This is a genomic window from Paenibacillus cookii (assembly GCF_018333375.1).
In the GTDB taxonomy this organism is placed as follows: Bacteria; Bacillota; Bacilli; order Paenibacillales; family Paenibacillaceae; genus Paenibacillus_AQ; species Paenibacillus_AQ cookii.
Genome location: NZ_BORW01000006.1, coordinates 22,349 through 45,380 on the forward strand (window position 1 = coordinate 22,349; position 23,032 = coordinate 45,380).

At 55.1% G+C, this 23,032-nt stretch carries 21 protein-coding genes and 1 pseudogene; 19 read left to right on the forward strand and 3 right to left on the reverse strand.

Annotated elements, in window-relative coordinates; genetic code table 11:
- Positions 1 to 8: 8 nt before the first annotated feature.
- From smc to KI367_RS08035, 10 genes are all read left to right on the forward strand, one after another.
- Complete coding sequence (gene smc / locus KI367_RS07990) at positions 9 to 3,578, forward strand: chromosome segregation protein SMC (protein WP_212948896.1); 3,570 nt, start codon at positions 9 to 11, stop codon at positions 3,576 to 3,578.
- 34 nt (positions 3,579 to 3,612) lie between these two features.
- Positions 3,613 to 4,623 (forward strand): signal recognition particle-docking protein FtsY, encoded by a 1,011-nt coding sequence (gene ftsY / locus KI367_RS07995; RefSeq protein WP_036714480.1) that lies wholly within the window; start codon positions 3,613 to 3,615, stop codon positions 4,621 to 4,623.
- Positions 4,624 to 5,308: 685 nt separating this feature from the next.
- Positions 5,309 to 5,956 carry a PAQR family membrane homeostasis protein TrhA gene (gene trhA / locus KI367_RS08000; RefSeq protein ID WP_036714503.1) on the forward strand — a complete coding sequence of 216 codons (648 nt, stop codon included), beginning with the start codon at positions 5,309 to 5,311 and terminating at the stop codon, positions 5,954 to 5,956.
- A gap of 160 nt (positions 5,957 to 6,116) precedes the next feature.
- The gene (locus KI367_RS08005) at positions 6,117 to 6,473 is read left to right on the forward strand and encodes a putative DNA-binding protein (RefSeq protein ID WP_036714481.1); all 357 of its coding nucleotides are present in this window, start codon (positions 6,117 to 6,119) and stop codon (positions 6,471 to 6,473) included.
- Between the two features lie 24 nt (positions 6,474 to 6,497).
- Complete coding sequence (ffh, locus tag KI367_RS08010) at positions 6,498 to 7,880, forward strand: signal recognition particle protein (protein ID WP_036714482.1); 1,383 nt, start codon at positions 6,498 to 6,500, stop codon at positions 7,878 to 7,880.
- Positions 7,881 to 7,919: 39 nt separating this feature from the next.
- The gene (rpsP, locus tag KI367_RS08015; protein ID WP_036714483.1) at positions 7,920 to 8,192 is read left to right on the forward strand and encodes a 30S ribosomal protein S16; all 273 of its coding nucleotides are present in this window, start codon (positions 7,920 to 7,922) and stop codon (positions 8,190 to 8,192) included.
- Positions 8,193 to 8,214: 22 nt separating this feature from the next.
- Positions 8,215 to 8,445 (forward strand): KH domain-containing protein, encoded by a 231-nt coding sequence (locus KI367_RS08020; protein ID WP_036714484.1) that lies wholly within the window; start codon positions 8,215 to 8,217, stop codon positions 8,443 to 8,445.
- Between the two features lie 278 nt (positions 8,446 to 8,723).
- Positions 8,724 to 9,242: a ribosome maturation factor RimM gene (rimM, locus tag KI367_RS08025; protein ID WP_212948898.1), complete on the forward strand. Its 519-nt coding sequence runs from the start codon at positions 8,724 to 8,726 to the stop codon at positions 9,240 to 9,242.
- Positions 9,243 to 9,246: 4 nt separating this feature from the next.
- Positions 9,247 to 9,993 (forward strand): tRNA (guanosine(37)-N1)-methyltransferase TrmD, encoded by a 747-nt coding sequence (trmD, locus tag KI367_RS08030; RefSeq protein ID WP_212949049.1) that lies wholly within the window; start codon positions 9,247 to 9,249, stop codon positions 9,991 to 9,993.
- Positions 9,994 to 10,060: 67 nt separating this feature from the next.
- A complete protein-coding gene (locus tag KI367_RS08035) occupies positions 10,061 to 11,416 on the forward strand; it encodes a dipeptidase (RefSeq protein ID WP_212948899.1) in 1,356 nt (451 codons plus the stop codon).
- A 65-nt stretch (positions 11,417 to 11,481) separates the two neighbouring features.
- On the opposite strand, the pseudogene KI367_RS08040 reads toward KI367_RS08035, so the two are convergent.
- Positions 11,482 to 12,438, reverse strand: a pseudogene (locus KI367_RS08040) (helix-turn-helix transcriptional regulator).
- Positions 12,439 to 12,819: 381 nt separating this feature from the next.
- Between KI367_RS08040 and KI367_RS08045 the strand changes: the two are divergent.
- Complete coding sequence (locus KI367_RS08045) at positions 12,820 to 13,776, forward strand: GNAT family N-acetyltransferase (protein ID WP_246536764.1); 957 nt, start codon at positions 12,820 to 12,822, stop codon at positions 13,774 to 13,776.
- A 163-nt stretch (positions 13,777 to 13,939) separates the two neighbouring features.
- Here the strand turns inward: KI367_RS08045 and KI367_RS08050 are convergent, their stop codons facing one another.
- Both KI367_RS08050 and KI367_RS08055 read right to left on the reverse strand, forming a co-directional pair.
- The gene (locus tag KI367_RS08050) at positions 13,940 to 14,491 is read right to left on the reverse strand and encodes a winged helix-turn-helix domain-containing protein (RefSeq protein WP_212948901.1); all 552 of its coding nucleotides are present in this window, start codon (positions 14,489 to 14,491) and stop codon (positions 13,940 to 13,942) included.
- 112 nt (positions 14,492 to 14,603) lie between these two features.
- Complete coding sequence (locus KI367_RS08055; RefSeq protein WP_212948903.1) at positions 14,604 to 15,884, reverse strand: MFS transporter; 1,281 nt, start codon at positions 15,882 to 15,884, stop codon at positions 14,604 to 14,606.
- Positions 15,885 to 16,252: 368 nt separating this feature from the next.
- Between KI367_RS08055 and rplS the strand changes: the two genes are divergently transcribed.
- The 8 genes from rplS (at position 16,253) to KI367_RS08095 (ending at position 23,007) form a co-directional block, all read left to right on the forward strand.
- Positions 16,253 to 16,597, forward strand: a complete 345-nt coding sequence (gene rplS / locus KI367_RS08060) for a 50S ribosomal protein L19 (protein ID WP_036714491.1) — start codon at positions 16,253 to 16,255, stop codon at positions 16,595 to 16,597.
- A gap of 148 nt (positions 16,598 to 16,745) precedes the next feature.
- Positions 16,746 to 17,366, forward strand: coding sequence for a signal peptidase I (gene lepB, locus KI367_RS08065; RefSeq protein WP_212948905.1), 621 nt, complete (start codon positions 16,746 to 16,748; stop codon positions 17,364 to 17,366).
- Positions 17,367 to 17,416: 50 nt separating this feature from the next.
- Positions 17,417 to 18,283 carry a ribosome biogenesis GTPase YlqF gene (ylqF, locus tag KI367_RS08070; RefSeq protein WP_036714508.1) on the forward strand — a complete coding sequence of 289 codons (867 nt, stop codon included), beginning with the start codon at positions 17,417 to 17,419 and terminating at the stop codon, positions 18,281 to 18,283.
- A gap of 274 nt (positions 18,284 to 18,557) precedes the next feature.
- Positions 18,558 to 19,712, forward strand: coding sequence for a polysaccharide deacetylase family protein (locus tag KI367_RS08075; protein WP_212948907.1), 1,155 nt, complete (start codon positions 18,558 to 18,560; stop codon positions 19,710 to 19,712).
- Positions 19,713 to 19,826: 114 nt separating this feature from the next.
- The gene (rnhB, locus tag KI367_RS08080) at positions 19,827 to 20,447 is read left to right on the forward strand and encodes a ribonuclease HII (protein ID WP_052147331.1); all 621 of its coding nucleotides are present in this window, start codon (positions 19,827 to 19,829) and stop codon (positions 20,445 to 20,447) included.
- A 75-nt stretch (positions 20,448 to 20,522) separates the two neighbouring features.
- On the forward strand, positions 20,523 to 22,328 hold the full coding sequence (locus KI367_RS08085; protein ID WP_212948909.1) for a TP0910 N-terminal domain-containing protein: 1,806 nt from the start codon (positions 20,523 to 20,525) through the stop codon (positions 22,326 to 22,328).
- A complete protein-coding gene (locus KI367_RS08090) occupies positions 22,325 to 22,639 on the forward strand; it encodes an EscU/YscU/HrcU family type III secretion system export apparatus switch protein (RefSeq protein WP_036706879.1) in 315 nt (104 codons plus the stop codon). The genes KI367_RS08085 and KI367_RS08090 overlap by 4 nt, the downstream gene beginning before the upstream one ends.
- Positions 22,624 to 23,007, forward strand: a complete 384-nt coding sequence (locus tag KI367_RS08095; protein WP_036706881.1) for a YraN family protein — start codon at positions 22,624 to 22,626, stop codon at positions 23,005 to 23,007. Before KI367_RS08090 ends, KI367_RS08095 begins: the two co-directional genes overlap by 16 nt.
- Positions 23,008 to 23,032: the final 25 nt, after the last annotated feature.

A 23,032-nucleotide genomic window follows, 5' to 3' on the forward strand; every position in this document is an offset into this window, starting at 1 on the left:
TGGATTATATGTTTTTGAAGCGGATTGAATTAGCGGGTTTTAAATCGTTTGCCGACAAAACCGAAATGGAATTTGTCCGCGGCATCACGGCGGTCGTAGGTCCGAACGGCAGCGGCAAAAGCAATATTTCCGACGGCATCCGCTGGGTTCTTGGAGAACAAAGCGCCAAATCGCTGCGCGGAGGCAAAATGGAGGACATTATCTTTGCGGGGAGCGACGCGCGTAAGGCGGTCAATTTCGGCGAAGTGTCGCTGACCCTCGATAATGAGGACCATGCCCTGCCTCTTGATTTTAACGAGGTAACGGTGACGCGCCGGGTACACCGGAGCGGAGACAGCGAATATTTTATCAACAGGCAATCGTGCCGGCTGAAGGACATCACGGAGTTGTTCATGGATACCGGCATCGGCAAAGAAGCGTACTCCATTATCGGACAAGGCCGGATCGAAGAGATCTTGAGCACAAGGTCCGAGGACCGCAGAGGGATTTTCGAAGAGGCTTCCGGTATCGTCAAATATAAATCGCGAAAAAAGGATGCGGTCCGCAAGCTCGATGAAACCGAGCAGAACCTGCTCCGCATTCACGACTTGGTTACGGAACTAGAAGACCAGATCGGGCCGCTCAAGGAACAGTCCGAAAAGGCCATCCACTATAAACAGCTGCGCGAGCAGCTCAAAACGAAGGAAATTTCGCTGTACGTGCACCAAATCGAACAGATCCACGCCGCCTGGAGCGAAGCCAACGCGAAGCTGAAGGTGCTGCAGGAGGAGCAGCTTCAGCTGTCCACGGTCGTGTCCGCGCATGATGCCAAGCTGGAAAGCGACCGGGCGGCGCTGCGCAAGCTGGAGTCGGAAGTCGAAACGCTGCAAGGCGAGCTTCTGCAGTACAGCGAGGCCTACGAGAAAAGCGAAGGTTATGCGGAAGTGCTGCGGGAGCGCAAGCGGAACCTGGAAGCGAACCGGGAGCAGCTTTTGAATACGCTGAGCAGCGGAGATGAGCGTTTCGAGGACCGCAAGGCGGAAATCGAACTGCTGAAAACGAAGCTGGAAGCGTCGCAGGACGAATTGAAGCAACTGCGCGAGCAGCTTTCGAACGAGGAGTCAAAGCTGGCCGGCTTGACCGGGGGAATCAGCCAGCAGCAAGAGGAGAGCCTGAAAGGCAACTTGCTCGAGCTGATGAACCAAATGGCTCAGGCGCGCAACGAAATCCGTTATGCGGACCAGCAGCAGGAAGCTTTGGCCCGCCGCATGAGCCGCGCCGACGAGGAAACGGGCAAATGGGAAGGCAAAAAGGAAGAACTGATGGGCCGCAAGCAGCAGCTCGACCAAGCGATCGAAAAAATCGGGCAAGAGATTCGGGATCTTCGCGGCAGTTACATTACCGAAAGCGAACGGTACCAATCGCTTCAGCGTCTGCTGGATGAAAGCCAAAGCATGCTGCGGAAGTGGGAGCAGAAGCGCGAAGCGCAAATTTCGCGCCGGGATACGATGAAGGAAATGGCCGATGATTTTGACGGCTTTATGTTGGGCGTCAAGGAAGTGCTGAAGGCTGCGCGCAAATCGGTGCTGCATGGCGTACACGGGGCCGTCGCCGACCTCATCCGCGTACCGGAACGGCTGGAGCTTGCGGTTGAAACGGCGCTGGGCGCGTCGCTGCAGCATGTGGTCATGGATAACGAGGCGGTGTCCCGCCAAGCGATCGCATTCCTGAAGCAGCGGCAGCTCGGACGGGCGACGTTCCTGCCGCTCGACGTCATCCGCGCGCGGAACATTTCCTCCGGCGACCGGTCCATGGTCGAAGGCGTGGAGGGATTTGTCGGCATTGCGGCGGATCTGATCCGATACGAGGACAGATATGCCCCGATCGTCGGCAGCCTGCTCGGCAATGTCATTCTGGCGGAAAGCCTGGAAGTAGCCAACAAAATCGCCGCCCGCTGCCAATACCGCTATCGGGTCGTAACGCTGGAAGGCGACGTCGTGAACGCCGGCGGTTCGATGACGGGCGGCAGCCAGCACAAGAAAAACAACAACTTGCTCGGCCGCAAACGCCAGCTCGAACAGCTGGACCAGGAAATATTGGATACGGAAAATCAGCTGCGCAAGCTGACCCAAAGCATCCAGGACGTGAAAAACCAGCTGGCCGAAACGCAGGAGAAGCTGGATAAGCTTCGCCAAACCGGCGACGAAAAGCGGATCGAAGAGCAGAACCTCTCCGGCGACCTGAAGCAGTTGGAGCATGAGCTTCGGCATGTGCTGGAGCAGGTGCAGCTGGCCGGCCAGGAACGAACCGGCTTCAATGAAGAAAACGAACAGCTGCAGAAAGCGCGCGATGAAGCCGTCAAAAAGCTCGCGCAGCTGGAGGAGGAAGAAAAGGCGACGCATCAGGCGATCCAGGCTGCCGAATTTGCCCGCAAAGCCAGCGAATCGGCCAAGGAGGAGCTCCAGACCCAGCTGACCCAGCTCAAAGTCCGGGAAGGCAAGCTGGACCAGGAATGTTTCTCGCTTGAGGAACAGCTCCGCCGGATGCAAAACGAATTCAACTCCCACGATAAGGAGCTGCGCCAATCGAAGACGCTGCTGGCATCGATCGAGGCGGATCTCGAAAACAATGCCAAGGAATCGATCCAGCAAATCGAGGACCTGAACCGCTACAAGCTGAAGAAGGAGCAGGCATCCGAGCAGCTTGATTTCAAGCGTGCGGCCCGGATGCAGCTTTCGAAAAAGCTGGAACAGGACGAAAGCGAAACGAAGGAGCAGCGGACGCGCCTGAAGGCGGTGGAAGACCAGCTGCGGCAAACGGAAATCGGCGTGAACCGGCTTGACGTCGAATTGGAGAATATCCTCAAAAAGCTGAGCGAGGACTATGAGCTTAGCTATGAGCTGGCCAAAGCGAGATATCCGGTTCCGGAAGACGTGCCTGCCGTGAAGGCCGAGGTCCGCGAATTGAAGCGCGGCATTGCGGCGCTCGGTGACGTCAACTTGGGCGCCATCGAGGAATATCAGCGCGTCAACGAACGGTATCAGTTCCTCAGCGAGCAAAAGGCCGATCTGGTCGAGGCCAAAACGACCCTGTACGAGGTCATCCGGGAAATGGACGATGAGATGTCCAAGCGGTTCAAGCAGACCTTCGATGCCATCCGGCACGAATTCGGCACGGTGTTCGTCAAGCTGTTCGGCGGCGGCCGGGCAGACCTCGTGCTGCTGGATCCCGAGCATCTGCTGGAAACGGGCATCGACATCGTCGCGCAGCCCCCGGGCAAAAAGCTGCAAAACCTGCAGCTGCTTTCCGGCGGCGAACGAGCGTTGACCGCCATGGCGCTGCTGTTTGCCATTTTGCAGGTCAAACCGGTGCCGTTTTGCGTGCTCGACGAAGTGGAAGCGGCGCTCGACGAAGCGAACGTCGTTCGTTTTGCCCAATATTTGCGCGAGTTTTCCGAACAAACGCAGTTTATCGTCGTGACGCACCGCAAAGGCACGATGGAAGAAGCCGACGTGCTGTACGGCGTAACGATGGAAGAAGGCGGGGTATCCAAGCTGGTATCCGTCCGCCTCGAAAACGATGAAGCCGAGATCGCCTGACATCAGGCAATGACGACAGAGATGGAGGAGACATATGAGCTTTTTCAAAAAGCTGAAAGAAAGCATTTCCAGCAAAACCGAGGCGGTGACAAGCAAATTCCGCGACGGCCTGGAAAAAACCCGCAAGGGATTTGTCGAGAAAGTGGCGGACCTGATGATTCGCCGCAAAAAAATCGACGAGGAATTTTACGAGGAGCTCGAAGAGATTTTGATCGGGGCCGACGTCGGCGTCAATACGGTCATGGAGCTCATCGACGATCTGCGCGCCGAGGTGAAGAAACAGCGGATCGAAGACGCGTCCGAGCTGCAGCCGATTTTGTCGCAAAAGCTGATGGAGCTGCTGCGCGGAGACGACGATAACGCCATTCGCATGAACCCGGACGGCATCACCGTCATTTTGTTCGTCGGGGTCAACGGCGTCGGCAAAACGACGACGATCGGCAAGCTGGCCCACCGTTTTAAGCAGGAAGGAAAAAAAGTGATCCTGGCCGCAGGCGACACGTTCCGTGCCGGGGCCATCGAGCAGCTTGAAGTGTGGGGGGAACGCGCCGGCGTGGAGGTCATCAAGCAGCATGCCGGATCGGACCCTGCCGCCGTCATGTTCGACGCCGTGCAGGCCGCCAAGCAGCGGCAGGCGGATGTCCTCATTTGCGATACGGCAGGACGTTTGCAGAACAAAACGAACCTGATGGAAGAGCTGAATAAAATTTTCCGCGTCATTCAGCGGGAAATCCCGGGAGCGCCGCATGAAGTGCTGATGGTGCTGGATGCGACGACCGGGCAGAACGCGCTCAACCAAGCGAAGCTTTTCGGCGAAAAAAGCGGCGTCACCGGCCTGGTGCTGACGAAGCTGGACGGCACCGCCAAAGGCGGCATCGTCGTAGCGATTCGCCAGGAGCTGAACCTGCCGGTCAAATTCGTCGGCCTCGGCGAAAAAATGGAGGATCTGCAGCCGTTTGATTCGGAGCAGTTCGTGCATGCGCTTTTCGCTGGGCTGATCCAGGAACAAGAGCAGGGCGAAGAAACCGGAGCGTCAAACGAATAAGGAGTTAACTGACTTAGCCAACTTAAACTTACTCCCGTAACGATATAAAAAGACTTTGCCATGGAAGGCCGGGGTTCCAGCTGGAATGCCGCTTCCGTCGCAAAGTCTTTTTTCTGTCATAGAAACCCACGGGGTTGTTTTTTGCGGGAGGTTTCATTTTTTAACGTATTTTTGGCATAACTTTGAACCGGACCCGCCCCCTCGTTCGCCTATAATGCATAGGACAAACGCAATATCCCGGGAGATTTTCAAATACTGAAAGTTGCGTTCGGGCCAGTTTCGCCCGGAGCCGGAACCCTTATCCGGCGGGACTAAAAACGGCAGTCACCGGATCCATTCCGGCGGATTGCCGTTTTTGTTGCGTTCCCGAAGCCAGGGAGAACGATACCGGTCCCGCGTACAGGCACACCTCTGCCGCGATGTTCATAAGCTTTATCAGGCTTCCGGCGAGCACGGATACATAACTTCTTGCTGAATCGGATTCCAAAATCGTTTTTGGTTCCGGGCATCTTTTCAGCTTTTCAGAAATGGCGAGCGATGACGCATACCTGACCCGTGTTGCTCTCGAATTCCATCTTTGTCCTTCGATCGGAAAAGCCCGGATGACGCCGGACCCCGCAAAAGTGGAAATGGCAGAGGAGGGAAGGTTATAATGATAAGTAAAGAAACCATGAGAGGGTTGTTTATGGCGAACACATATACCTACAGCCGGCGGGAAGAAGTGGCCAATGCCATTACCCACGGCATCGGCGCGCTGCTTAGCGTAGCCGCTTTAATCGTTCTCATCGTCTTTTCGACGATGAAGGGAACGGCGTGGCATATCGTCAGTTTTTCCGTTTACGGCACGACGATGCTGATTTTGTATTTGAATTCCACCCTGGTGCACAGCTTTAAGGAAGGAAAAATCAAAGACCTGTTCGAAATTTTCGACCACTCTTCCATCTACTTGTTTATCGCCGGCACCTACACGCCGTTTATGTTGGTGGCGATCCGCGGACCGCTGGGCTGGACCTTGTTCGGGATCGTGTGGGGGATCGCCGTGTTGGGCTGCATTTTCAAAGCTTATTTTACGAAACGCTTTTTATTTATGTCGACGATATTTTATCTGATGATGGGCTGGATGGTCGTCGTTGCCTGGGGGCCGCTTACGGCGGCCGTGGCGTCCGGCGGAATCGTTTTGCTCGCGGTCGGGGGCGTGCTTTATACGCTCGGAACGATATTTTACGTCTGGCGCGGGTTCCCGTTCCATCATGCCATTTGGCATTTATTCGTGTTAGGCGGCAGCATCGTCCACTTTTTCGCCGTGCTGGTTTATTTGCTCCCCTGGTCGTAAAACGCTTGATAGCAAGAGGTTCGAGCCGGTTGGAGGGCCGATGGGAAAAAGATCGGAGGATGACAAGGAATAATGCTTGACATCTTTCTTCGTTTTATGTATGATAATGAACGTTAATGAAGTGTAAAGTGTTTTTCCTTGACGAAGGGAGTGCCCCTAAATGAGTCAGGAGAATCGGCTCGAGAAAACGAACCGGATCAATCTGTTGTTTGACTTCTATGAACTTTTGCTGACGGAAAAGCAGCAGACGTTCCTTAAATATTACTTTCACGATGATTTTTCCCTCGGGGAAATCGCCGCCGAATTCGAGATCAGCAGGCAGGCGGTATACGAACATATCAAACGGGCCGAGCAGGTGCTGGAGCAGTATGAGGAAAAGCTCGGGCTGCTCAAAAAGCATGAACGGCGCGTACAGGATTTAGAGAAGCTGCGCGAGCTGGTGAATGCCAGCGCGATGGCGCAGAGCGATAAAACGAACATTAATGATCTAGTGGATCAATTGGAAGCATGGGAATAAATCAAATGAAGGAGGTGTCGGTTCATGGCATTTGAAGGATTGACCAGCAGGCTGCAGAACGTATTCAGCAAGCTGCGCGGCAAAGGGAAGGTCACCGAAGACGACGTAAACGAAGCGATGCGCGAAGTGCGTCTGGCCCTTTTGGAAGCGGACGTCAACTTTAAAGTCGTCAAGGATTTCGTGGCGAAGGTGAAGGAAAAAGCCATCGGCACGGAAGTGATGCAAAGCTTCACCCCGGGCATGGTGATCATCGACATCGTCAACAAAGAGCTTACCGAGCTGATGGGTGGAAGCCAGGCGAAGCTGGCGAAAGCCAACAAGCCTCCAACCGTGATCATGATGGTCGGTTTGCAGGGTGCCGGTAAAACCACGACTTCCGGCAAGCTGGCCAAAATGCTGCAAAAGCAAAACCACCGTCCGCTGCTCGTTGCAGGCGATATTTATCGCCCGGCGGCGATCAAGCAGCTCCAGGTACTGGGAGAACAGATCCAAGTGCCGGTATTTTCGCTCGGAGACAAGACAAGCCCGGTGGAAATCGCAAAGCAGGGCTTGCAGCATGCCAAGGACAACGGCCATGATTATTTGATCGTCGATACCGCCGGCCGTCTTCACGTCGACGAAGAGTTGATGGAAGAGCTGCGGCAAATCCACGCCGAAATCAAGCCGGACGAAGTGCTGCTCGTCGTCGACGCAATGACGGGTCAGGATGCCGTCAATGTGGCGGACACGTTTAACAAGCAGCTCGAACTGACGGGCGTGGTCCTGACCAAGCTGGACGGCGATACGCGCGGCGGTGCCGCGTTGTCCGTCAAGGCGGTGACCGGTTGCCCGATCAAATTCGCCGCGTTGGGCGAAAAAGTCGACGCGCTTGAGCCTTTCCATCCGGAGCGGATGGCTTCGCGGATTCTCGGCATGGGCGATATGCTGTCGCTGATCGAAAAGGCGCAGTCCAACATCGACGCCGAAAAAGCCAAGGAAATGGAGCGCAAAATGCGCAACGCCGAATTTACCTTCGACGATTTCCTGGAGCAGATGGAGCAAGTGAAGAAGCTTGGCCCGATCGACCAGATCATGGACATGATTCCCGGCATGGGCAAGCTGAAGCAGGTGAAAGACTTGAAGGTCGACGAGAAACAGATGGGCCGCATCGAAGCCATCGTGTTCTCGATGACGAAAGAAGAGAAACAGAATCCGGACATCATCAACCACAACCGCCGCAAGCGGATTGCCGCGGGCAGCGGAACGTCGCTCGCCGAGGTGAACCGGCTGATCAAGCAGTTCGACGAGATGCGCCGGATGATGAAACAGTTCTCGGATATGATGGGGCCGAAAGGTCCTAAAGGCAAGGCCTTAAAACAGTTAAAAGGATTGGCCGGCAAAGGCGGACTTCGGTTCCCGTTCCGTTAATCTGAACAGATATATATTTTGTTGAAGGAGGTGAATTTCGTGGCAGTACGTATTCGTCTGAAACGCATGGGTGCTCATAAAGCTCCTTTCTACCGCATCGTGGTATCGGATTCCCGTTCCCCGCGTGACGGCCGTTTTATCGAAGAAATCGGTTACTACAACCCGGTACAACAACCGGCTGAAGTAAAAATCGATGAAGATAAAGCTCTTGCATGGCTCCAAAATGGTGCGCAAGCATCCGATACGGTTCGCAACTTGCTGAGCAAAGCGGGCGTGTTGAAGAAGTTCCATGAGCTGAAGCAACAGAAATAATGACTGATGGTGAGGGTTATCTATGGAAGAATTAGTCGGAGTCATTGCTAAGGCTTTAGTGGATCATCCCGAAGATGTGACCGTGAGAACGGTGGAGAAGGATCACCTGATTGTCTATGAACTGACCGTGCATCCGGACGATGTAGGGAAGGTCATCGGCAAGCAGGGCCGGATCGCCAAGGCGTTCCGCACGGTCGTCACTTCCGCAGCAGTCAAAATGGATAAACGCGTAACCGTGGATATTATATCTTAAAGGTACGAAGGGGGCTAGGATGCATTTCCTAGCCCTTTTTTTCGAATGATCGGATCGATCTGTTTCCGGCGGAGCAAAATAGGCAAGAGAGCCGGAAATTTGCCGTTCAAGAAGGAATTATGCCTTATCCGAGGTATTATATAGGATGGAAGCAAATGCCGCCGGGCAAGCGGCGGTTATTTGTTTAAATATTCGGTTTTATTTTTCGGAGGCGCCAACACGGCGTTTTTGACTGCGGTCTACGGGACCGGAAACAGCAATGAATGCAGGAGGAAAGTATGCCGCAAACCATGTTAAACGTAGGCAAGATCGTAAACACCCATGGGATCAAAGGCGAGATCAAGGTATTGTCGCACACGGATTTTCCCGAAGTCCGTTTTGCCAAAGGCAGCGAGCTGTTGATCGTCCCGCCGGACGGGAAAGCGCCCTTACCCGTCACGGTCCAATCCTCGAGATTCCATAAGAATATGTACATCGTGAAGCTGGAAGAGTACGATAATATCAACGACGTTGAAAAATTCAAGGGCAGCATGCTGAAGGTCAACGGCGAGGATTTGGTCGAGCTGCCGGAAGACGAGTTTTATTTCCATGAAATCATCGGCTGTCACGTCATGACGGATGAAGGACAGGAGCTGGGCGTCATTACGGAAATTCTTACGCCGGGAGCCAACGACGTATGGGTCGTGAAGCCGAAAGAGGGAAAAAGCATCCTGATTCCGTACATCGACGACGTCGTTTTGGACGTGAACGTCAAAGACCGGAAAGTGGTCGTTCATTTGATGGAAGGGCTGCTGTAATATGATGAAGGTCGATGTGCTGACATTGTTCCCGGAAATGATGGACGGCGTATTCCGCGCGAGCATACTCGGAAAAGCGCAGGAGAAAGGCATCGTCAGCTTGAATGCGATCAACTTCCGCGAGTATTCCAACAGCAAACACGGGACGGTGGATGATACGCCGTACGGGGGCGGGGGAGGCATGGTGCTGAAGCCGGAGCCGATTTTTTCGGCCGTGGAGGATTTGGTGTCCCGGACGTCCACGACTCCCCGCATTATTTTGATGTGCCCGCAAGGCGACACCTTTACGCAGCGCAAGGCGGAGGAGTTTGCCAAGGAGGAGCATCTTATTTTTATTTGCGGACATTACGAAGGGTATGATGAACGGATCCGCGAGCATCTGGTGACGGACGAGTTGTCGATTGGCGACTATGTGCTGACCGGCGGGGAGCTTCCGGCCATGGTAGCCATCGATTCGATCGTGCGTCTGCTGCCGGGAGTGTTGGGCAACGAAACCTCGGCCGTAACCGACTCGTTCAGCACGGGGCTGCTCGAATATCCGCATTATACCCGTCCCGCCGAGTTCAGAGGCTGGAAGGTGCCCGATATTCTTCTGAGCGGACACCATGCCAACATTGAGCTGTGGCGTCGCGAGCAGGCCTTGAAACGAACGCTGGAGCGCCGTCCGGACCTGCTGGACAAGGTCGAACTTACCGATCAAGACCGGCAATTCCTTAAGCAGCTGCAGAACGAGCGGGAAAGCGGCCGATAGGCCGGTTTCCTGCTTGCTTCATCAAAGCCGGGGCTCAAATCATCTTATCTTTAGAAGGAGGATCTCCATGGATTACAAAAATTATTTCCAGGGCAATAGAGACAAACATTTGGGCGAATTGAAGGAATGGTTGTCCATTCCGAGCATTTCGGCTTTGTCCGAACATAAACCGGATGTGAAGCGTGCTGCCGAGTGGCTTGCCGAGACGATGACCCGGGCCGGGCTTGAAAACGTTACAATTCATGAAACCAAAGGACATCCCATCGTGTATGCCGATCATCTGCATGCCGAAGGCAAACCGACGGTTCTCGTATACGGCCATTATGACGTGCAGCCGGTCGATCCGCTGAACCTGTGGCAAACGCCGCCGTTCGAGCCGGATATTCGCGACGGCAAACTGTTCGCCAGAGGAGCGACGGACGACAAAGGCCAACTATTCCTACATATCAAAGCGGTCGAAGCGATCCTGGCACAGGAAAAGCAGCTGCCCGTGAACATCAAATTTTGCGTTGAAGGCGAAGAAGAAGTATCCAGCCCGAACCTGCCGACGTTCCTCGAGGAGAATCAGGATCTGTTGAAAGCGGATATGGTACTTATTTCCGATACTTCCTTGCTCGAAAAAGGAAAACCTGCCATTTGCGTGGGCTTGCGCGGGCTTTGCTCCCTCGAAGTGGCCCTACACACCGCCAATACCGACCTGCATTCCGGTTCGTACGGCGGGGGCGTTCCGAATGCGCTGCATGCCATGGTCAGCTTGCTGGACTCCCTGCATGACGAAAAGGGACGGGTCAGCGTCGAAGGATTTTACAAAGGCGTGCTGGAATTGACGCCGGAGGATCGCGAAGAATTCAAAAAGCAAAATGTAGACGAAGAAAAGCTGAAGCAGGATCTGGGTCTGGACGCCCTGTTCGGGGAAGAAGGATTCACCTTTGCCGAAAGAACCGGAGCGCGCCCAACGCTGGAGCTGAACGGCGTTTACGGCGGCTTCCAAGGGGAAGGCAGCAAAACGGTCATTCCGAAGGAAGCGCATGCGAAAATTACCTGCCGCCTCGTTGGTCATCAGGATCCGCAGGACATTCTCGACAAAATCGAGAAACATCTTTACAGCCATGTGCCGACCGGCGCTAAGATCGTCGTGACCCCCATGGAAAAAGGCAATCCGTTTACGATCGATCCTTCCACGCCCGTCCTGCAAAAAGCGGCCGACGCCTATGAGCATGTATACGGCACGCGCCCTGTCTTTACCCGCGACGGCGGATCCATTCCGATCGTCGAAACGTTCTCTCGCGTTCTTGAAGCTCCTGTCGTGTGCATGGGCTTTGGCCTTCCGGACGAAAATCTTCATGCGCCAAACGAACATTTCAATCTTGAAAACTTCGATTTGGGTCTGCTAACCATCGTTGATTTCCTGAGAAGAGTGTAAGTGCGATACAAGCAAAACAGCCTGCCGCAAAGGTTTCCTTTGCGGCCAGGCTGTTTTTATTTGAATCACTGAAGCTTGGTCTGTCCATATTTATTTATCAGGTTTGCAACTACCTGGCGGATCTCCTGCAGCAGCTCAGGGCTATGTTTCAACGTCGCTTCATCGCCCAACCCGACGATGAATTTCGCGAAATAAGGAAGGTCTTTGCTCGGCACGCGGCCTTCAAGCCAGCCGCTGCCGTCCTCCCGGATATGAAGCAGGTTCTCGCTCCACACCTCGGCCTCGCAGATTTGAACCCCCGCCATCGTTAGTTCGGCGTACACCGGAACTAGATCCGGGCTGGTATGTGTTGAGGGATGGTAGTTTTCCAGATGGATATGCCGGAGATTTTCAGGGGGTCTTTCCGAAGGAACGGCGGACTTGATCCGGTCGCAGCGGAACACGCGAAAATCCCGGCTATTGAAACAATAGGCGGGACAGTACCACAAACCGCTCCTCGTATTGATGCCGATCGGCTGGATGTCGCGCTGCGATTGCTTTTGCCTGGAGGCATAATCGATCGTTAATACCTGCTGGCGAACCGCGGCGTTCAGTAGAATGCCCAGGAAAGGGGAGGACGCTTGTCTTTTTGGCGTGACAAAATCGACCCGATGCTTCATCTGATCGATCCGCTCCCGCGTGTCCTCCGGCATAAAACGGTAAAATTTTTGCAGCGCGGCAGAAGATTCCGCTTCAAACGGCAGCGAGGAATAATGGCGTAACGCATGAACGGCAAAAAACACCGACACCGCTTCCTCTTCGGTGAAAGCGATCGGAGGGAGCATTCGCTGGTTCAGCAATCGGTAGCCGCCGTGGGGACCAACCTCCGAATAGAGGGGCACGCCAAGCTAGCTCAGCTCCTGAAGGTCGCGCAATATCGTTCGGGGCGACACGTTGAATTCCGAGGCAAGCTCCTTGACGGTAAAGCTGCGTTTCCGGTTGACCGCCATCATGAGCTCCATGAGTCGTTTCGATTTGGACATAACATCTCTCCATTCGAGCAGGATCGGAAACGGCTTGTGTTATCCCGCCCTTTGCATAGGTTCATTTTATGATCAAATCATGACAATCCTTGTCACTATTATGAGCTAAACTGAAGTCAACGTCCAGAGGGACGCTGCGCCAAACCATCCTTCAAATAAACCAAAGGAGCTGGTCGATGGCGGGCATAAGGTTTCTTGCGATGCCTCTTTTTGATTCATCCGTTTCCAAGGGAGGCTCGGCCTGGTGACGGATCCAGCGGTTTATTTCCGGTAAAGGTTGATGCGAAAGCGAATTTAAAATATAATCACATTATGAAATAAAATTTTATATCTTGATCGAAATTTTGAAATATTTATTCTACTTTTCCGGGGGGACTTCATGTGAACATCATTCCGCTGCATGAGGATTGGCTGGCTGCCATGTGCGAGCTTTGGAATCGGGAGCTTGGCGGGCTTTTTCCGATGCGCGAGCAGCTCATGCGCCAAAATACGTTCCAGGATCAAAACGTTTACGCAGCCGGCTCTAAGCTGGCGGTCGATGACGAGGGCCGTCTAGCAGGTTTCGTCATTGCGAAAATATGGCAGGAAGAGCAGCGCAGCATGAAGCTTGGCGACGGCGGAGGCTGGATTCAGGCGATCGTGGTCCGCAGCGATGTCAGAGGGCAAGGCGTCGGCAGCCGTTTGCTGGAACAGGCGGAGCAGGCGCTCCGTGACGCGGGCGCCCAGCTGGCTTATGTCGGACGGGATCCTTGGCATTACTTTCCGGGGATTCCCCATGAGCTGCCCGATGCCAAAACCTGGTTTGCGCGCAAAGGTTATGAAGTGCTGTACGACGTATATGACTTGGTGAATATATCGGGAGAACATGAAGGACGCCAGCAGTACGTCGACGGGGCTTACGCACGCCTGCTCGAAGTGGGGGACCGGGACGAAATGCTGCGCTTTTTCAAACGCTGCTTCCCCGGCCGCTGGCTATACGAAGCGGAAACGTATTGGGAACGCGGCGGTACGGGGCGCGAGTTTGTCGGATTGTTTAAGGACGGCGAAATGATCGGCTTTTGCAGGGTCAATGACGATCAATCTCCGCTGATTGCCCAAAACACGTATTGGGCCCCGCTGTTTGAGAGCCCGCTTGGCGGCATCGGACCGCTTGGCGTGGACGACCGTTTCCGCGGAAAAGGCTACGGGCTGGCGATCGTCAAAGACGGCGTTGCCGAACTCGCAAGCCGCGGCGTCAAAAACCTGGTCATCGACTGGACCGGTTTAATCGACTTTTACGCCAAGCTCGGATTTACGGTATGGAAGGGTTATGACCTTGCCAAAAAAGATTTGAGGTAATCGATTCGGGCAGGCGTCAACGCCGGGAACACAAAAAAACCTCGGCATGCCAGCCGAGGTTTTTTCGCATTTAGGCTTCGGGTCAGACCTACCCGCACGACCGCATGGGAAAACGAAACCCGCCATTCCCAAGGAATCGAAACGCGTGCGTGGATGTACCCGTTTAATCGTCCGTCCATTTGGTAATCGTCGTAAAAATATCGTATTTTTCTTGGCCCTCATGTTTGCGTTTATGATGCTCTTCCACGAAACGATTGATTTTTTCGAAAAATTCCTTCGCTTCCTCTTCGGTCAGGTACACTTCGGAATGCGTCAAATTGCCATGGGGCTGATCCATGCTTTGGGCCTTCAAAAATCTTTGCTTGTTTTCTTCGTACAAATCCGAAAGGAGCTTTTGCGTTTCCGAGATAAAGATCTTTTTTGCGGCTTCGTCGGCGCCGTCGTCGCGTTTGATCCGTACCGCCCCTTTGAATGCCTCGTAATATTTGGCGTTTATGCCGTTGATTTCCTTCGTGCTTACCACGTGAATCATCCCGATGCTTTCCAGCTTTTTGGCGTGATAATAGACCTTCGCGGGCACTTCGCCCATGTCGTCGGCTATTTCTTTGATGGTCGCCGGGTGATCCATCCGCTGGAAGTGGCTTAATATTTTCATTCGGTAAGGGTCGGAATAAATCCGGATTTCCTCAATCGTGCTCAGTTCCTTCGTTTCCAATACAATCGCACCTCATTATTTCCTGCTTTTACGATCAGAGCATTTTGTCAATAAGCCTATTATATCGCCCGAAGGGATAAAGCACAAAGAATGTTTGTTTGCCTCCGGCGATTTAGATGCTCATGAAGCTTTTCTGGCTCAGGAGCAGCAGTCCGGGAACGATCATCAGCAACCCGAACACGAGAAACACCACGTTGGCGCTCAGCAGAGTGCCCGCAAAGCCGGCGATGACGCCGCCCAGAGGGATCATGCACGTGACGATCATGCTGGACAACGCCCCGACGCGCCCAAGCATATGCTGCGGCGTAACCTCCATCGTATACGTTGACATCGGCGTGTTGACGAACGAAATGGCAAAACCCATGCCGAAGCTGAACAAGGCGGCTGCATACAGCGGGTTATGGGCGAACAAAGGCGGAACGTACAGAAGGCTGTAGGTCGCCCCAAGCAGCAGAAAGCCAAAAACGATGAGGGAGCTTTTTTTGTAACGTGAGCCTTTTTGGCTGATCCATACACCGCTGAGGATCATGCCGACGACGAGCGTAATGCCGAGCAGGCTGAGCCCGAACGGACCGGAGCGGAGCACTTCTTTCACATAGACGGGCTGCAGCACGTTCCAAGGACAAAGGCACAGGTTCACGAACGCGCCGGCTAGCATGGTCATCAGAATGAGCCGTTTTTGCTTAACGAATCGCAGGCCGGAAACAAACTGCTTCCAATAAGAACTTTTGGCCGTCGCTGCGGCATCTCCGGTTTCTTCATCCGCCTGTTGCGCTTCCGGCTGCGGCCGCACGAAGAAAAACAGCAGGGCTTCGATCAAAAAAGTGGCGGCATCGACGACCATCGTGCCGGAAATGCCGACCAGGGCAATGAGCCCGCCCGCGGCGGCCATCCCTCCAAGCTCGGCGGTCCGGGAGGCGGAAGAGGTCAGCGAATTTCCGGTCAAAAGCAATTCTTTGGGCAAAAGACGGGGAACAAGCGACATCTCCGCAGGCGTCGAAAAACATTCGAAAGAAGAGTTGATCAGCGTCACGACAAATAAATGCCAAGGCTCGAGAAGGCCTGTAAAATACAGCAGCGCGGTCAACGATACCATGACCCCCCGTCCGGTGCCGGCGATGATGACGATGCGTTTTTTGGACCAGCGGTCAACCAAAACGCCCGTAAAAGGGCTGAAGGCGATCCCCGGAATAAAATTGACCGCAAACAGCGTGCCCATGAGCACTTCGGACCCTGTCAGCATGTAAACCATCCAGCTGTACGCGATGGAATCGACCGAATCCCCAAAACGCGAAATGATTTTTGCAGCCATCATGACCAGGTAAGAGCGGTGAGCGCTTAACGCCCGAATCCCCTGACGGGGGCGCGATTGAACCAAAACCGTTTCACTCATGTCCACAACTCCATTCAAAAATTATTGACGATAAAATTATTTTAACGTTAGATTTATTTTATTTATATTCAAGCGAATTTCAAGAGGTTTTTGGAAGAACGTCAAAATTTTTTTAATGATTGATTCTAAAGGCTTTGTCGGAATCACGATGCTTAGATGAAGCGTTCGTAACACGCAAAACCCGCGTAGGTTTGGACACGAGGGGAAACCGGCCGAAGCTTGTTCAATTCATGGTTGCAAACCGGGATGCCGGTATGATACAATTAACGCTGTTGTGTGGAATACGGTGGTCCGCTGCGGATGATGAAGGAAAACGGAGGGTTTTCCGGAAGAGGCAAGAACACCTGTACGGAAGGAGGGAGTCCTAGATGAATATCCTACAAGCGATCACTCAAGAACAGCTTCGTAAAGATATCCCAAGTTTTCGTCCTGGAGACACTTTGAAAGTGTACGTAAAGGTTATCGAGGGATCTCGCGAACGTATCCAGCTGTTCGAAGGTGTTGTTATTAAACGTCGCGGTGGCGGAATCAGTGAGACTTTTACGGTTCGTAAAATTTCTTACGGTGTTGGCGTGGAAAGAACTTTCCCGATCAACTCGCCAAAAATCGATAAAATCGAAGTGGCTCGCCGTGGTAAAGTGCGTCGTGCGAAGCTTTATTATCTTCGTGAACTTCGCGGTAAAGCAGCGAGAATTAAAGAAATTCGCCGTTAATATGCGGTGCAGCGAAAAGGGCTTGATTTCAAGCCCTTTTCGTTTTAGGATAAGAAATGTTACGGCTCCGTATAGGAGCTTTTCTTTTCGGCAAAAAATGAAAATGCGGCAAGCTCATGAAAATGATGCGAGGAGAGGACGGTGACGTATGCAGCAGGACATTCAGAGCGACGGGGTGGAATTGCAGGAGCGGGATCAGAAACCACCCAAAAAAGCGAAAAATGAAGTTGTGGAATGGTTAAAAGCGATCGTCATTGCTTTAATTCTGGTAGCTCTCATCCGCTGGCTTCTCTTTAAACCGTTTATTGTGGACGGGCCTTCGATGAAACCGAATTTCCATACGGGCGAACGGCTGATCGTCAATGAAATTTTATACGACATCCGGAAGCCGCAGCGCGGAGAAGTCATCGTGTTCCACGTTCCTTCCGAAGGCAAGGATTTCATTAAGCGGGTCATCGCCGTTGCGGGCGATACGGTGAAGGTCGAAGGCGATACGGTAACGGTAAACGGCAAGCCGGTCAACGAAACCTACATACAGGGCGCGATTGAAGAAAGCCATAAAGAGGGTAAACTGTATAACGACAAGGATTTTCCGAACACCGCGTTCCCGGACGGGAAAGTTCCGGAAGGCCACGTGTTCGTGATGGGCGACAACCGTTCCGACAGCACGGACAGCCGGATGATCGGATACGTGCCGCTTAGCGATATCGTCGGACGCGCGGATTTGATTTTCTGGCCGATCAAAGACATCCAATTGATCAAACATTAAAACCATCTACCGGTCAAGCGGCTGGTTAAGGCAAAAATGAGGTGATGACGGTGACGATTCAATGGTTTCCAGGTCATATGACAAGAGCGCGCCGCCAAATACAGGAAAAGCTGAAGCTGATCGACGTGGTCATCGAACTGATCGATGCCCGTCTTCCGCTGTCCAGCCGCAATCCGATGATCGATGAAATATTGCAGGGCAAGCCGCGGCTGATCATTATGAACAAGGCGGATTTGGCGGATGCCGCGGTCACGAAGGAATGGCAGCTTTATTTCAAGGAGCAGGGGCATGCGGCATTTCCGGTGGACGCTTCCAGCGGAACCGGGGTCAAGGACATTCCGGGCCAGCTGAAGCTGCTTTTGAAGGAAAAGATCGATAAGCAAATCGCCAAAGGCATGAATCCGCGGGCGATCCGGGCGCTGATCGTCGGCATTCCGAACGTCGGCAAATCGACGCTCATCAACCGGCTTGCCGGGCGCAGCATCGCGGCGACGGGCGACCGTCCGGGCGTAACGAAAGGCCAGCAGTGGATCAAGGTGGGCGGCGAAATCGAGCTTTTGGATACGCCGGGCATTTTATGGCCGAAATTCGAAGACCAGAACGTCGGTTACAAACTGGCGGTCACGGGAGCGATCAAAGAGGAGATCCTGAACGCCGAGGATATCGCTTTTTTCGCCGTGCAATATTTGGTCAGATACTACTGGGACGCGTTCCGGGAACGCTTTGAGCTTGACGAGAACACCCCGCATAACCCGGATGACAGCGATGAAATCGTGGCCATCATGGAAGCGGTCGGCCGCAAACGCGGCTGCTTGGTGAGCGGGGGAAGGGTCGATCTGGAGAAGGCTTCCCGGACATTGCTGCGGGAGCTTCGCGCAGGCAAAATGGGCCGCTTTTCCTTGGAATCGCCTTATTGATCTTGATAGCATATGGAAATCGAGCCAGCCGCCGGAAGGCGGCTTTTTTCTGTTTCAAGGGGAGAGCCGGCCAGCCGGCTCTTTTTTTTGCCGCAATCGTTTCCGCGAAGCCAAGGTTCGTTTCTGCGCGCCAGGATGCCGGGCGACTTTTTCTAGCGGACTTTGAATATAAAAATATCAGCAGCGATCAAACGCCAGGAAAAAAGGGCAAGGGCTGCCGGGATCTCAGGGGTTTACGGGAACAAGCGAAACTAAGGCGCAAGGGGAGAGGCGTTTGAAGCGGAAACGGCTGGTGACGGCAGGAGCGGTTGCGGTGCTCATCATTGCGGCAAGCTCCCTGCCGATGGAAGGGCAGGCAGCTGCGGAGGGAGTGTTCGTGCAGCCTGCGCCGATGATGACGGCGGTTCAGTCGGCAGAAGTGAACGGCCAAGCGCTCAGTGAGGCAGCCAAAACGGGAGTCGGGACGGGGCCGATTCAGGAGGAGCCCGGGGGTGGCAGCGTTCAGGCGCCGCTTCGGGATACGTCTTTTCAACAAGAACATCCGGCTAAGGTTTATTACCGCGATAAGGTGATTGCGTTAATGTACCACGAGGTGACGCCCGGTCAAAAAAACAAGCAGAGCTTGAATGCAGCCAAGTTTGAACGGCAGCTGATTCTGATGAAGGAAAGCGGCTTCCAATGGATCACGATGAAGCAATACGCGGAGTTTGTTTTGCATGGCAAATCCGTGCCCCCGAACGCGGTGCTCATGACTTTCGATGACGGATACGAGTCGTTTTACGAGTATGTCTACCCCCTTTTGCTCAAGTACCGGGTCCCTGCGACGAGTTTCCTGATCGTCGGCACGATCGATCATCCCCAGCATGCCGGGATTCCGAAGCTGAGCTGGAAGCAGGTGCGGGAAATGCACGCCAGCGGCGTCGACTTTTACAGCCACTCCTTCGATTCGCATCAGTATGCGCCGTTGGATGCCGCAGGGAAACGGTCCAAAGCGATTTTAAGGGGGCCGGTTTACAGCAAACAGCTTGGCCGAAAGGAGACGCAAGAGGAATATGCCGCCCGGGTGCGGCGGGATCTGGAAAAAGCCAATGCCGTGCTGCGCGAGAAAATCGGCAACGACATGAATGTCATCGCCTTCCCTTACGGCGTGTTTTCGCCCTCATTGCTTCGGATATGCAAGGACCTGGATATGCGGGTATCCTTCACGGTGCTTTCGGGCATCAACCGGCCAGGGGGGCTCAACGGATACCGCGTAAATGCAGGGGGCGCGGACAATGATCCGGAACGCCTGATTGAAGTGATGAAGCGGGGGGCGGTTCCCGGGGGAAAAACAACCGCCGGCGGCAAAGCGGGGGCAGGGAGACCGGCCGCTTCGCAGCAGAAACCGCCGAACCCGCAAGGCGTCCATCTGCGGATTGCCGAGGACTAAAGCGGAAAATAACGGGAAAGCCATGCAGCTCCGCGCCGAATCCAGTATAATGTGGAGAGCGAAGCTTGAGCGGACAGGGAACCCTGGCCGCCTATGGGAGCAGGGAGGAACAGCATGACGGACTTGTTGAAGCATGAAAAAGAATATTGGGAACAATCCTATCGATATATCGCCGGCATTGATGAAGTCGGGCGCGGTTGTTTGTTCGGGGACGTGGTCGCCGCGGCCGTCATTCTTCCGGCCGGGCTGGTGCTGGAAGGCGTGGACGATTCCAAAAAGCTGAGCGAGAAAAAACGCGAGGCGCTGTACGAACAGATCCTGGATCAAGCCGTGGACGTGTCGGTAGGTTATGCGGATGCCGAGACGATCGACCGCATCAACATCAAGCAGGCGGCCAGGCTGGCGATGAAAAGGGCGGTTCTCGGATTGTCCGTGGCGCCGGACGTATTGTTCATCGACGCGGAGAAGGTGGACGTCGACCTGCCGCAGCTCTCCATGATCAAAGGGGACGCGAGCAGCCAATCCATCGCGGCGGCATCGATTGTCGCCAAAGTGACGCGGGACCGGCTTTGCAAAGGGGAATGGGAAGCGAAATATCCCGAATACGGAATCGCGATACATAAAGGTTACGCCACCAAATTTCACCGGGAGCAGATTCTTGCCCTGGGGCCGACGCCGATGCACCGGCGCAGCTTTTTAAAAAATCTGGAAGTCGTTCAGGAAACCTTGTTTTAAGGCGTTTCTTCACAGCCGGAAGGCTGGCGCCGATATATAGATAAAAGGGTTCGTACGACTGAAGGAGGAAGAGGCGTGAATATCGGTTCGTTGATTCGCGGCATGCTCGGCGACGCCAAGACGGGGGATGCCAAGCAGCTCGAGGTGAAAACAGGCCAGGTGGTCAGAGGCATGGTGCTCAGCGTCTCGGAGGACGGCCAGGAGGCCGTCGTGCAGATTCAAGGGGTCAAGGTGAGGGCGATGCTTGAAACCCCGCTGCAGGAGGGGCAGACAACGCTCCTGCAAGTGCAGCCGCCTGCGGCCGGAGGCATGCTCGTATTGAAGCCGTTGTCCGGCTCGCCCAATGCCTCGCTGCCGGCGAAATCGGTTGCCGACGTGCTGAATGCGCTTGGGCTTGCGGACACGGAAGAAAACCGGACGATGATTCAAGCGATGCAATCAAGCGGGGTAGCGCTGACAAAGGAAAACGCGGAGCTGTTCGGCCGGATGCTGCAGCAAAAGCCGGCGTCCGTGCCAACGGCGGAATGGATTCAAGCCGCGGCGATCGCGCTGCAGCGTGGCCTGCCCGTGACCGGCGAAAGCGTCCGCGGCTTGCAGCAGGCCGTGTTTGGCGCGCCGGTTCACGAACTGCTCTCGCAGCTGGAAGGGGCGCTTGCTTCGTCCGGACAAGCGAAACCTGCTGCGGGAGCGGGGACGCCGGGGGCGCTTGATCAGGCTGCGCTGTCGTCCGGAGCTAACGGCATGGCGGCCGCCAAGGGAACGGAGCCGCAGCAAGGGATTTCTCCGGCGAAAGAAGGCGCAGCCGGGCAGGAGCAAGGAGCTGCTGCCGCAAAGTCCGCTGCTCTCCTTGCTGCGGATCGCGGGCTGCAGCCGCTGCTGGACAAGCTGCAGCAGGTGCTGCTGCAGCTGCGCGCCGCGCCTGCCCTGGCCGGGCTTCAGGGCAGCGGCGTAGCGGCCGGCGCCGCAGGCGCGCCGGCCGGGGGAGCGGCGCCGCCGCAAGAGCCGGCGGCGCAGGCGGCCTCTGGCGGCCCGGCGGCGCCAGAGGCAAAGCCGCCCCAGACCCCCGGCGCGGAGCCGTGGGTCGGGCGGCTTCTGAAGCTGCTCGGTGCGGAGCACGAGCAGCAGGGCGTGCGCGGGGCGATGCAGCCCGCGCAAACGGCGGCCGCGGCGCAGAGCGCGCGGCCGGAAGCCGCTGCACCGGCCATGGGCCAGGGTGCAGCGCCGGAAGCGGGCCCGGCGGCTGCCGGCATACATCCGGCAGCCGCGCAGATCCCGGCCTCGGAAACGGCCGGGGCTCGCGCCGAGCATGCCTTGCATGGCCCGGGCACGCAGCACGACACGCTGAAGGGCATTTTGCTTCAGCTGGTGAATCACGACGACGCGCCGCCGCAGCTCAAAGAAGCGGCGCAGCAGCTCGTTTCGCATTTGACGGGCCAGCAGCTGCTATTGAATACGGACCGTACGGCCCCGTTCGCGCAGGTAACGCTTCTGCTGCCGCTGAACGGGCCGGACGGGCAGGAGACGGCATCCATCCAGATCCAATCCCGCCGGGGGGCCAAAGGCGAGCTGGATGCGTCCAACTGCCGTTTATGGTTCGACCTGCAGATGAAACATCTTGGACAGACGCTCGTGGACGTGCAGGTCGTCGACCGGATCGTTTCCTTAAAGGTCCATAACGGGCACGAATGGGCCGGAGAGCTGCTGGAAAACCACAGGGATGAAATTGCCGGCGCCATCGAGTCGATCGGATATCAGCTGCTGAGCTTAAAGGCGGAGCCCCTGCCCGAAAAGGAACCGGATTCGCCGTCCGCCATGCTGGCGAAAGCGGCGGTCAGCGAATACGTGCCCCAAAGCTACAGAGGGGTGGATTACCGGGTATGAACGCAAAAGGACAAGAGCCGCCTTATACGATGAAAAAGGCGGTGGCTTTGAAATATACGCCGGATGAAGCCGCGGCGCCCGTGGTGGCGGCCAAAGGCCGGGGCAAGGTGGCCGAGGCGATTCTGGAAAAAGCCAAAGAGCACGGCGTTCCCGTCCAGGAGGATGCCGCGCTGGTGGAGGTGCTGTCCAAGCTGGACCTGGACCAGCAAATTCCTCCCGAGCTTTACCAGCTTGTGGCGGAGGTGCTGAGCTATATTTACCGGACAGACCGCTTGGCACGGGAAAAGGAGAAGGAATGGCTGAACGGATAAAAAGGGAAAAGGATAACCGCCGCGAAAAAGGAGCGGCGGCCGAGCAGGCTGCATGCGATTATCTGGCGGCCCAAGGTTATGCCATACTAGACCGCAATTGGCGCTGCCGCAGCGGGGAAATCGATATTGTCGCCGAGCTCGGGCGTTTGCTGGTCATCGTCGAGGTTCGAAGCCGGAGCGGCAGCCGTTACGGCACCGCCGCCGAATCGGTGGATTACCGCAAAATCCGGCAGGTTCGCGGCATTGCGTCAACGTACCTGCACTATAAACGGCTTGAGGATCGGGAGATGCGGTTCGACGTCATTGCCATCGAACTGGATGCGGCGCGGAACGTCGTCTCGCTGCAGCATATTGAAGGGGCTTTTTAAAGGAGGCTTATCTTCAAAATTCCAA